Consider the following 10,612-nt stretch of genomic DNA (forward strand, 5'->3'; position numbering starts at 1 on the left):
AGCGATGTGTCAGTGCATGATGTGCTGGCTGACACGACGCCTTCGCGAGCAAGCCCGCTCCCACAGGGATGGCAGTGTTCTTTAGAGTGTGGCGAGAGCGCGCAATCGCTTGGCATCGAGAATCTCGATCTCGCCATACCCCAACCCGATAATCCCCTGCCCTTGCAGATCCTTGAGGATCTGGTTGGTGGTCTGCCGTGACAGCGACAGCATCGACGCCAGCTGCTCCTGCGGCAGTTGCAGGACCCGGCGTGGCGCATCGATTTCACCGTAGCCCTCGGCGATCATCAGCAAGCGATGGGCCAGGCGTGCCGGAGCCGGCAGCAGGCTCAATTGTTCGAGATTGATAAAGGTCAGGCGCAGTTTGTGGCTCATCAGCAATGCCAGATGGCGCCAGTACACCGGCTGTTCGTCGAGGATTTTCAGCAGCGTGGCCTGCGGGATATTCAGCAGGGTGCACGGCCCGACCGCATACGCATCATGAGTGCGTGGCTGGCCGTCGAACAGGCAGATTTCGCCGAACCAGTGCGGCGCCTCCACCAGGCTCAGCAACGCCTCCTTGCCCTGCTCGCTCACCGCGCCGATTCGGATCGCGCCGTCGAGCACCGCGTACAGGCCGCAGGGCGGATCACCGCGCTGGAACAGGCGCTGCCCCGCCGTCAGCCGCCGCTCCCGGGCCGCCGCCAACAGACTATCCTGAAAGGATGCCGGCAGATGACTGAACCATTGCCCGGTCAGCAGCCGTGAACGCTTATCCATGATCACTCCCAATTGTCGCCTGCCTGACAGAGCGAACGCCGAACCCGAGGCATGCTGCACGCACCCTACAGGAGGAACAACAATGAAAAGCCTCGTCGACCATCTCAGTCAATACGCCGCCTACCACCGCGACCCGCGCAACATCGCCAGCCACTTTATCGGCATTCCGCTGATCGTGGTGGCGGTGGCGGTGTTGCTGTCGCGACCAGAATGGTCACTGGGCGGCTTGTGGATCTCTCCCGCGGTGCTGCTGGCGCTGGCGTCGGCGTGGTTCTACCTGCGCCTGGAACTGAAGCTGGGCGTTCTGATGACGCTGTTGATGGGCCTGTCGGTCTGGGCCGGGCATGCGCTGGCGCAGCAGAGCACCATGGTCTGGCTGAGCAGCGGGCTGGCGATGTTTGTGATTGGCTGGGTAATCCAGTTTGTCGGGCACCACTACGAGGGGCGCAAACCGGCGTTTGTCGATGACGTGAGCGGGCTGATCGTCGGGCCGCTGTTTGTGGTGGCGGAAGTGGCCTTCCTGCTCGGCATGCGCCATGAGTTGAAAGAGCAGATCGAGGCGCGGGCGGGGGTGGTGCGGGTCAATCCGAATCGCGCGGCTGTATAGGCCGCTTTCGCGAGCAAGCCCGCTCCCACAATGGAATACGTTCCAAAGGTGGGAGCGAGCCTGCTCGCGAAGCTTTTGACTTTAGAGGCCGGCGACTTTCTGCCAGACCTTCGGCTTGAAGAACAGCGTTTCACCCTTGGCCAGTCCGATCAGGCTGTCGTGATCCTTCACCACTTCCGCCTCGATCAGATCGGTCTGCCCTTCCACCTTCAACGTCACCCGCGTGGTCGCGCCCAATGGGCGAATATCACGCACTTCAGCGGCGTGGTGATCTTCCAGTTCATGCTTGGACAACGACACTTCGTGCGGACGGAACAGCACATGGTTGTCATCGCTGAGCAGCAAGCGGTTCGAGTCGCCGAGGAAGTGATAAACGAAATCGCTGGCCGGGTTTTCGTAGACGTCGCCCGGTGAGCCGATCTGCTCGATCACGCCCTTGTTCATCACCACGATGCGGTCGGCGACTTCCATCGCTTCTTCCTGGTCGTGGGTCACGAACACCGAGGTCAGGTTGATGTCTTCGTGCAGGCGCGCGAGCCAGCGGCGCAGCTCTTTACGCACCTTGGCGTCGAGAGCGCCGAACGGCTCGTCGAGCAGCAGCACTTTCGGTTCAACCGCCAAGGCACGGGCCAGGGCGATACGCTGACGCTGACCGCCGGAGAGTTGCTCCGGGTAGCGATCCGACAGCCAGTCCAGTTGCACCATGTTCAGCAGTTCGTGGACCTTGGTCGCGATCTGGCTTTCGCTCGGGCGCTGGTTTTTCGGTTTCATGCGCAGGCCGAACGCGACGTTGTCGAATACCGTCATGTGGCGGAACAAGGCGTAGTGCTGGAACACGAAACCGACGTTGCGATCACGCACGTCGTGGCCGGAGACGTCTTCGCCGTGAAACACGATGTTGCCCTGATCCGGGGTCTCCAGGCCGGCGATGATCCGCAGCAGCGTGGTCTTGCCGCAGCCGGACGGGCCGAGCAGCGCCACCAGTTCACCGCTGTGGATGTCCAGGCTGATGTTGTCCAGCGCCTTGAACGCATTGAAATTCTTGCTGACGTTACGCACTTCGATCGACATGAATTATTCCTCCGCGGCGCTGGCGCGCAGGCGGTTGATACGGTTTTCGCTCCACTGCTTGAGCAGCAGGATGAAGAGCGCCAGGATCAGCAACAGGCTCGCCACGGCGAACGCGGCCACGTGGTTGTATTCGTTGTAGAGGATCTCGACGTGCAGCGGCAAGGTGTTGGTCACCCCGCGAATGTGCCCGGAAACCACCGACACCGCACCGAACTCACCCATGGCCCGCGCGGTACACAGCACCACGCCATAGATCAGACCCCACTTGATGTTGGGGACGGTGACATGCCAGAACATCTGCCAGCCATTGGCGCCGAGCAACCGCGCGGCTTCCTCTTCCTGCGTGCCTTGTTCCTGCATCAGCGGAATCAGCTCGCGGGCCACGAACGGCACGGTGACGAAGATCGTCGCCAGCACGATGCCCGGCAGGGCGAACACGATCTGGATGTCGTGATCCTGCAGCCACGGGCCGAACAGGCCCTGAGCGCCGAACATCAGCACGTAGACCAGACCAGCGATCACCGGCGACACCGAGAACGGCAGGTCGATCAGCGTCACCAGCATGCTCTTGCCACGGAACGAATATTTGCTCACGCACCATGCGGCGCTGACCCCGAACACCAGGTTCAGCGGCACCGAAATCAGCACGGCGATCACCGTGAGTTTCAGCGCCGACAAGGCGTCCGGTTCAAAGATCGCGGTGAAGAACGCGCCGAGGCCGTTCTTCAAACCCTGCGACACCACGATGAACAGCGGCAGCACCAGAAACAGGAAAAAGATCAGCCAGCCGAGACCGATCAGCACGCGCCGTGAAGTAGCACTGCCACGGCGTGCAGCGTTGGCCGAGGACGCGGCCGCAATAGACGATTGGGACATGTTCGCGCCTCCTTATGGGGTTTCGATGCGCCGCTGCAACAGGTTGATCAGCAGCAACAGGACGAAGGAAACCACCAGCATCAGCACGCCGATGGAAGTGGCGCCGGTGTAATCGTACTGGTCGAGCTTGACCATGATCAGCAGCGGCAGGATCTCGGTTTTCATCGGCATGTTGCCGGCGATGAAAATCACCGAGCCGTACTCACCGACACCGCGGGCGAACGCCAGGGCAAAACCGGTCAGCCAGGCGGGCAACAGCGCTGGCAAGAGGATATGGCGGAACACCTGCAAAGGTTTCGCGCCAAGGCAGGCAGCGGCCTCTTCGACTTCACGGGGAATGTCAGCCAGTACCGGCTGCACCGTGCGCACCACGAACGGCAGGGTGACGAAAGTCAGCGCGAGGGTGATGCCCAGCGGCGTGTAGGCAATCTTGAAACCGAGGTCGGCGGCAAACTGGCCGACCAGACCGGTCGGGGTGTACAGCGCGGTCAGGGCGATACCGGCCACCGCCGTCGGCAGGGCGAACGGCAGGTCGATCATCGCGTCGATCACCTTGCGCCCGGGGAAGGTGTAGCGCACCAGCACCCAGGCCAGCAGCGTACCGATGATGCCGTTGATGATCGCCGCACACAGCGCGGTGCCGAAGCTCAGCTTCAACGCTGCCAGCACGCGTGGCGCGGTGATGATCGTCCAGAACTGATCCCAGGTGAGTTGGGCGGCGTGGACGAACATCGCCGCCAGCGGGATAAGCACAATCAGGCTGAGGTACACCAAGGTGTAGCCCAGCGTCAGCCCGAAGCCGGGTATGACGGGGGAGATACGACGCGACATAAAAGTCCTTGGTTAAAAAGCATTCCGCTGAACGCACCAATGTGGGAGCAAGCCCTGTGGTGAGGGGATTTATCCCCGACCGACTGCGAAGCAGTCGCAAAACCAGAGTTCGCGGTAGATTTGATTCACCGCAAAGGTCGGCATTGGGGCTGCTGCGCAACCCATCGGGGATGAATCCCCTCACCACAAAAGCTCACTCCCACATCTCAAGTGCCTAAACTTCAGGCTCATTGTGGAGCAGATTACTGCGCCTGATAGATCTGGTCGAACACGCCACCGTCGTTGAAGAACTTCGGTTGTGCGGATTTCCAGCCGCCGAAGTCCTTGTCGATCGTCACGAGTTCCAGTTTCGGGAACTGCTGGGCGTACTTCGCCGCCACGTCCTTGTCGCGCGGGCGGTAGAAGTTCTTCGCGGCGATCTCCTGACCGGCCGGGCTGTACAGGTGCTTCAAGTAGGCTTCGGCGATCTGCTCGTTGCCCTTCTTCTCGGCGTTCTTGTCGACCACCGCCACCGGTGGCTCGGCAAGGATCGACAGCGAAGGCACAACGATGTCGAACTTGTCGGCGCCGCCGTCTTCTTTCAGCGCCAGGAACGCTTCGTTTTCCCAGGCCAGCAACACGTCTCCCTGACCGTTGTTGACGAAGGTGATGGTCGAGCCGCGAGCACCGGTGTCCAATACCGGCACGTGCTTGAACAGGGTCTGTACGTATTCTTTGGCTTTTTCTTCGCTGCCGCCGTTGGCTTTCAGGCCATAGGCCCACGCGGCGAGGAAGTTCCAGCGTGCACCACCGGAGGTTTTCGGGTTCGGGGTGATCACCGAAACGTCGTTCTTGACCAGGTCGCCCCAGTCCTTGATGCCTTTCGGGTTGCCCTTGCGCACCAGGAACACGATGGTTGAGGTGTACGGGGTGCTGGCGTCCGGCAGACGCTTCTGCCAGTCGGCCGGCAGGGTCTTGCCGAGCTTGGCGATTTCGTCGATGTCGCCGGCCAGGGCCAGGGTCACGACGTCGGCACGCAGACCGTCGATCACCGCCCGGCCCTGCTTGCCCGAACCGCCGTGGGATTGCTGGATTTTCACGGTGTCGCCGGCATGATCCTTCTGCCAGAACTTGATGAATTCGGCGTTGTAGTCCTGATACAGCTCGCGCGTCGGGTCGTACGACACATTGAGCAGTTCGTAATCCTTGGCAACCGCGGAACCGGCAAACACAGCACTGGCCAGCGCGGCCAAAGCGTAACGGCGAATCGACGACATGGTGAAAGCTCCTGGAATTCTTGGTGGTGGCTTTTTCTTATGTGTTGCTGGAATCGGGTTGCTCATTCAAAGATCGCCGCCTGCGCCAGCGCTTGCGCACAGCCCCCTGCAAAAGCTGGCGCAGGCTGCGATCTTTTTCAGCTCGGCTTGTTACCCGGCTGCTGCAAACGGAATTTCTCTTTGCGTTCGATCTGCACGACCTGGGCGTTGTGCACAGTGATCTCCACCGCGCCAAACCGCAGATCGCGCAGGGCGCTCTGGATTTCACGCAAGATGGTGGTTTCGTCCTGACCGTCAACGCTGCGAAGGGATGCGCTCATGGTGCTGCTCCTTTGAATGGGATACGCCTTGCAGTGGGCGGCACTGCGTTCGGCGTGGGAGCAATATAAGAGAGGCGCAGATATTCTTAAAAAGACTATTTAAGAATGTTTATATAACTAGAAAACATTATCTGACAGGGCAAGGGTTTGCGCAGTGTTCAACGAGTTTGAAGCCTGTATGAAACCTTGTGGTGAGGGGATTCATCCCCGATGGACTGCGTAGCAGTCCCTGTTTTTTAGGGCCGCTGCGCGACCCATCGGGGATAAATCCCCTCACCACAGGTTTTGTGTCAGCCATAACAGGACTGCTAACCGATAACAGGTGCTCTGGTCCAATCAATCTCCCCCGCCGGCACCGGCCGCCCAAACCAGTACCCCTGCCCCAGATCACATTCCTGCTCCAGCAGAAATGCCGCCTGCTCGGCCTGCTCGATCCCCTCGGCATGCACCTGCATGCCCATGCTGCGGGCCAGGGCGACGATCACCCGAACGATGGCTGCGTCATCCTCGTCCCACGGCAGACCGGCGACAAAACCCTGATCGATCTTGAGCTTCTGCACCGGCAAGCGCTTGAGCCGCAACAACGACGAGTACCCGGTGCCAAAGTCATCGATGGCCAGGCGAATGCCCAATTCACGCAAGCGATGCATCTGCTCCAGCGCCACTTCCGGGTCATCCATCACCGCGCTTTCGGTGACTTCCAGCTCCAGATACGCCGGATCCAGCCCGGTCTCGTGCAGCACCTGCGCCACCTGCTGATACAGCTCACGCCGGGCAAACAGGCGCGACGACACATTCACCGCGACAAACGACAACACAATCCCGGCCTGCTGCCATTGACACATCTGCGAACACGCCTGACGCATCACCCAGGCGTCGATTTCGGCGATCAGCCCGGTGCGCTCGGCGATCGGGATGAATTCCGCCGGTGACACCAGACCGCGCTGCGGATGCTCCCAGCGCACCAGCGCTTCGACGCCGATCAGGCGACTGCTGTGCAAATCGTGAACCGGTTGGTAATAGACGCGCAGCTCCTGCTGCTCCAGCGCGCGACGCAGCTCGAAGGCAATCTCGACCCGTTGCTGCGCATGGGCGGTCAACTCTTCGGTGTACAGCGCGTAGCCGTTTCGGCCGCTGCTCTTGGCCTTGAACAGCGCGGCGTCGGCATTGCGCAGCAATTGATCGGCACTCAATGCATCACTGGGGAACAGGCTGATACCGATACTGGCGTTGATGAACAGCTGATGCCGCTCGATGCTGAACGGTTCCTTCAGCGCATCGAGAATGCGCTGGGCCAGCGCCGCTGCCTGAACCAGTTGTGGACAACTTTCCGCCAGCACCGCGAATTCGTCACCGCCGAGCCGTGCCAGGGTAATCCCGGGGCCGAACAGGTCCTGCAGGCGCGCCGCCACCGCTTTGAGCAGGCGATCGCCGACGTTGTGCCCGAGGCTGTCGTTGATCATCTTGAAGTGATCCAGATCGATCATCAGCAGGGCGCAGCCACGCTTGTGGATCTGCGCCGAGGCCAGCGCCTGCTCGGCGCGGTCGCTGAACAACAGGCGATTGGGCAGGTCGGTCAGCGGGTCGTGATGGGCGAGGTGCTTGAGTTCGTGTTCGGAGTCCTTGATCGCACTGATGTCGGAAAATACCGCCACGTAGTGACTGAGCCGGCCCTGATCATCGTGAATCACGCGGATGGTCTGCCACTGTGGATAAATCTCGCCGCTCTTGCGTCGGTTCCAGATCTCACCGCTCCATTCGCCCTCGCTCTCCAGCGTGGCGAACATCGCCTGGTAAAAGCCCGGCGGATGGTGGCCGGACTTGAACAGGCTTGGCTGATGGCCGAGAACTTCGTCGTACTGGTAGCCGGTGATTTCCATGAACGCACGGTTGACGTGCACGATCAGGCCCTGATGATTGGTGACCAGCACCCCTTCGCGGGTGCAATCGAACACCGCTGCCGCCTGACGCAGGCGTTCACGGTCGGACTGACGCTCGCGTAGCCGCGCACCAATGCCGAGAAATTCGCACAATCTGGCCCGTGCCAGGAAAATCAGGCCAGCGCTGACGGCAGCCCAGACGTAACCGTTGATCAGTTGCCATCGCTGCAGATCGACAGACTCATCAAAGAAACTGTTCAATAAGTAACCAGTTCCCTGCAGCCAGACCACAGCAAGCAACAGGTAGAGCAGCGCTGCACGCAAGGCATCGCGGTAAGTGGCAGGCATTCGGCTGTCCATGTCCCTACAAAAAAGGCTGGAATTATAGGTCAAGAAACATCCAGCGACTCTTATCTGAAAGGGCGACTGGTTTTATCTGTGTGCTTGGTGATAATGCAACGGCTGTTTTTATCTTTATCGAGGGCCCTATAGCCTATGTGGTACGAAGGTTTTCTTGGCTTGTCGGCCTGGTCTCTGGTCGCGGTCACCCTGCTGATGACCCACGTGACAATTGTCGCCGTCACGGTCTATCTGCACCGTTACTCGGCCCATCGCTCGCTGGAGCTGAATGCCGGCCTGAAACACTTTTTCCGTTTCTGGCTGTGGCTGACCACGGCGCAGAACACCCGCGAGTGGACTGCCATCCACCGCAAACACCACGCCAAATGCGAAACCGAAGATGACCCGCACAGCCCGGTCATCAAGGGTCTGTCCACCGTGCTGCGCAAAGGCGCCGAGCTGTATCGCGCCGAAGCCGAGAACCCGGAGACCCTGCGCATCTACGGCAAGAACTGCCCCGAAGACTGGATCGAGCGCAACCTCTACAGCCGCTACCCGTTGCTGGGCGTGGCGATCATGGGCGTCATCGACCTGCTGCTGTTCGGCACCATCGGCATCACCATCTGGGCGATCCAGATGATGTGGATCCCGGTCTGGGCGGCCGGCGTGGTCAACGGTCTGGGTCACGCCATCGGCTACCGCAACTTCGAATGCCGCGACGCGGCGACCAATCTGGTGCCGTGGGGCATCCTGATCGGCGGCGAAGAACTGCACAACAATCATCACACCTACCCCAACTCGGCCAAGCTGTCGGTGAAGAAGTGGGAGTTCGACCTCGGCTGGGCGTGGATCAAGGTCTTCAGCTTCTTCGGTCTGGCCAAAGTGCAGCGTGTGGCACCGATTGCCCACCGCGTCGAAGGCAAGGGCCATCTGGACATGGACACCGCCATGGCGATCCTCAACAACCGCTTCCAGATCATGGCCCAGTACCGCAAATTGGTGATCGGCCCGCTGGTCAAGCAGGAGCTGGACAAGGTCGATCATTCGGTACGTCATCAATTCCATCGGGCCAAGCGCCTGCTGTCGCGGGAAACCAGCCTGCTGGAAGACCGTCATCACTTGCGCATCCAGAACATGCTCGAGCACAGCCAGGCGCTGAAGGTCATTTACGAGAAACGTCTGGCCCTGCAGCAGATCTGGGTCAAGACCAGCGCCAATGGCCACGACATGCTCGCCGCCATCAAGGAATGGGTGCACGAGGCCGAAGCCAGCGGCATCCAGTCCCTGCGTGAATTTGCCGACCAGCTGAAAACCTACTCGCTGCGCCCCGCCGCAGCCTGACCGCCATGAACGAATCCCCTCGCCACAGGGGATTCATCCCCGATCGGTAGCGCAGCTACCGCAAATTTGTCGACGCGTTCTCATTGCTGAAACGCGTCATATCTACCGCCCGGCGGGAGCAAGCTCCCTCGCCACAAAAGCGCGGAACTTAGCACCGAAAGCCCTATCTCAAAGACACTTCGCCACCCCGGCGGGCTGTACTGTGGCCGTTGTCGAAATTGCGGCACACCTTTTGAGAAATGTGCCGATGGTCAACAACAATCAAAAAGACTCATCCCTTGCGCAGTGGCCCGAGGCCGCGCAAACCCTGATGGCGCTGATGCACGCCCAAGGCGAAGTCGCCCGGCTGAGCGAGCGCGAACAACTGTTCAGTTCATTGCTGGTGAGCGTCAACGCGGTGCTCTGGGCGTTCAATTGGGAAACCCGTCAGGTGCTGTATGTCAGCCCTGCCTACGAGCGGATTTTCGGTCGCTCCGCAGGCCTGTTGCTGGCCGACTACAACCAGTGGCGCGACAGCATCTACCCCGACGACCTCGACTATGCCGAACGCAGCCTTGCCGAAGTGCTGCAAAAAGGTGCTGTGGAAGACCGCGAGTACCGGATCATCGCCGCCGACGGTCAGGTGCGCTGGCTCAGCGACAAATGCTTCATCAACCGTCAGGACGAACCCGGGCAACCGGTGATCATCGTCGGCATCGCCGAAGACATCACCGACAAGAAGCACATGGAAACCGAGCTGCATCGCCTGGCGACCACCGACGTACTGACCCAGAGCAGCAACCGCCGCCATTTCTTCGAATGCGCCAACCGCGAGTTCGAAGAGGCACGCCTGCAAGGTGCACCACTGGCCTTCCTGCTGCTGGACATCGATGATTTCAAGCTGATCAACGACAGCTACGGCCACCCGGCGGGTGACAACGTGCTGCAACGGATCGCCGAATGCGGGCGCGCTTCGTTACGCCGGGGTGATTTGTTCGGACGTATCGGCGGCGAGGAGTTCGCTGCGGTGTTTCCCGGTTGCGCACCGGACATGGCGCTGCAAGTGGCCGAGCGGCTGCAGCAGGAGATTCAGCGCCTGAGTTTCAACCACGAGGGGCAGACATTCGGCATCACCGTCAGCCAGGGCCTGACCAGCCTCAGGGATGGCGACGACAGTCTCGAGAGCCTGTTCGCCAGAGCGGATGCGGCCATGTACGAGGCAAAACGGCAGGGCAAGAACCGGATCATTTCTGCCTGATCCAGAATTTCAGCAACCCAAATATCCAATGTGGGAGCGGGCTTGCTCGCGAAGGCGGTAGGTCATTCAGCATTTATGTTGGCTGATACACCGCC

General features: G+C 60.6%; 10 protein-coding genes. 3 read left to right on the forward strand and 7 right to left on the reverse strand.

Features of this window, described 5'->3' with window-relative positions; translation table 11 throughout:
- Window positions 1-81: 81 nt before the first annotated feature.
- Window positions 82-759 carry a Crp/Fnr family transcriptional regulator gene (locus tag QMX91_RS24820; protein ID WP_282413527.1) on the reverse strand — a complete coding sequence of 226 codons (678 nt, stop codon included), beginning with the start codon at window positions 757-759 and terminating at the stop codon, window positions 82-84.
- Between the two features lie 82 nt (window positions 760-841).
- Here QMX91_RS24820 and QMX91_RS24825 point away from each other — a divergent pair, with 82 nt between their 5' ends.
- Entirely contained in the window at window positions 842-1,366 is a 525-nt protein-coding gene (locus tag QMX91_RS24825) for an Mpo1-like protein (RefSeq protein WP_098966608.1), read from the forward strand.
- Between the two features lie 81 nt (window positions 1,367-1,447).
- Here the strand turns inward: QMX91_RS24825 and QMX91_RS24830 are convergent, their stop codons facing one another.
- The 6 genes from QMX91_RS24830 to dibA form a co-directional block, all read right to left on the reverse strand.
- Window positions 1,448-2,437 carry a sulfate ABC transporter ATP-binding protein gene (locus QMX91_RS24830; protein ID WP_025113397.1) on the reverse strand — a complete coding sequence of 330 codons (990 nt, stop codon included), beginning with the start codon at window positions 2,435-2,437 and terminating at the stop codon, window positions 1,448-1,450.
- Window positions 2,438-2,440: 3 nt separating this feature from the next.
- A complete protein-coding gene (cysW, locus tag QMX91_RS24835) occupies window positions 2,441-3,313 on the reverse strand; it encodes a sulfate ABC transporter permease subunit CysW (protein WP_003220512.1) in 873 nt (290 codons plus the stop codon).
- 12 nt (window positions 3,314-3,325) lie between these two features.
- Window positions 3,326-4,144, reverse strand: coding sequence for a sulfate ABC transporter permease subunit CysT (cysT, locus tag QMX91_RS24840; protein ID WP_027611147.1), 819 nt, complete (start codon window positions 4,142-4,144; stop codon window positions 3,326-3,328).
- 242 nt (window positions 4,145-4,386) lie between these two features.
- Entirely contained in the window at window positions 4,387-5,400 is a 1,014-nt protein-coding gene (locus QMX91_RS24845) for a sulfate ABC transporter substrate-binding protein (RefSeq protein ID WP_027611146.1), read from the reverse strand.
- 137 nt (window positions 5,401-5,537) lie between these two features.
- Window positions 5,538-5,720, reverse strand: a complete 183-nt coding sequence (oscA, locus tag QMX91_RS24850) for a sulfur starvation response protein OscA (RefSeq protein WP_003220508.1) — start codon at window positions 5,718-5,720, stop codon at window positions 5,538-5,540.
- Window positions 5,721-6,028: 308 nt separating this feature from the next.
- The gene (gene dibA, locus QMX91_RS24855) at window positions 6,029-7,948 is read right to left on the reverse strand and encodes a phosphodiesterase DibA (RefSeq protein WP_134785155.1); all 1,920 of its coding nucleotides are present in this window, start codon (window positions 7,946-7,948) and stop codon (window positions 6,029-6,031) included.
- 147 nt (window positions 7,949-8,095) lie between these two features.
- On the opposite strand from dibA, the gene desA reads away from it, so the two are divergent.
- Window positions 8,096-9,280 (forward strand): delta-9 fatty acid desaturase DesA, encoded by a 1,185-nt coding sequence (gene desA, locus QMX91_RS24860; protein ID WP_027611144.1) that lies wholly within the window; start codon window positions 8,096-8,098, stop codon window positions 9,278-9,280.
- Between the two features lie 247 nt (window positions 9,281-9,527).
- A complete protein-coding gene (locus QMX91_RS24865) occupies window positions 9,528-10,517 on the forward strand; it encodes a sensor domain-containing diguanylate cyclase (protein ID WP_098966601.1) in 990 nt (329 codons plus the stop codon).
- Window positions 10,518-10,612 lie beyond the last annotated feature (95 nt).

This window comes from Pseudomonas sp. PS01299, from assembly GCF_029960145.1.
Classification (GTDB): domain Bacteria; phylum Pseudomonadota; class Gammaproteobacteria; order Pseudomonadales; family Pseudomonadaceae; genus Aquipseudomonas; species Aquipseudomonas putida_A.

Coding starts and splice junctions, on each gene's coding strand:
- QMX91_RS24820 (WP_282413527.1), bottom strand. CDS start 759: ATGGATAAGCGTTCACGGCTGCTGACCGGGCAATGGTTCAGTCATCTG.
- QMX91_RS24825 (WP_098966608.1), top strand. CDS start 842: ATGAAAAGCCTCGTCGACCATCTCAGTCAATACGCCGCCTACCACCGC.
- QMX91_RS24830 (WP_025113397.1), bottom strand. CDS start 2,437: ATGTCGATCGAAGTGCGTAACGTCAGCAAGAATTTCAATGCGTTCAAG.
- cysW (WP_003220512.1), bottom strand. CDS start 3,313: ATGTCCCAATCGTCTATTGCGGCCGCGTCCTCGGCCAACGCTGCACGC.
- cysT (WP_027611147.1), bottom strand. CDS start 4,144: ATGTCGCGTCGTATCTCCCCCGTCATACCCGGCTTCGGGCTGACGCTG.
- QMX91_RS24845 (WP_027611146.1), bottom strand. CDS start 5,400: ATGTCGTCGATTCGCCGTTACGCTTTGGCCGCGCTGGCCAGTGCTGTG.
- oscA (WP_003220508.1), bottom strand. CDS start 5,720: ATGAGCGCATCCCTTCGCAGCGTTGACGGTCAGGACGAAACCACCATC.
- dibA (WP_134785155.1), bottom strand. CDS start 7,948: ATGCCTGCCACTTACCGCGATGCCTTGCGTGCAGCGCTGCTCTACCTG.
- desA (WP_027611144.1), top strand. CDS start 8,096: ATGTGGTACGAAGGTTTTCTTGGCTTGTCGGCCTGGTCTCTGGTCGCG.
- QMX91_RS24865 (WP_098966601.1), top strand. CDS start 9,528: ATGGTCAACAACAATCAAAAAGACTCATCCCTTGCGCAGTGGCCCGAG.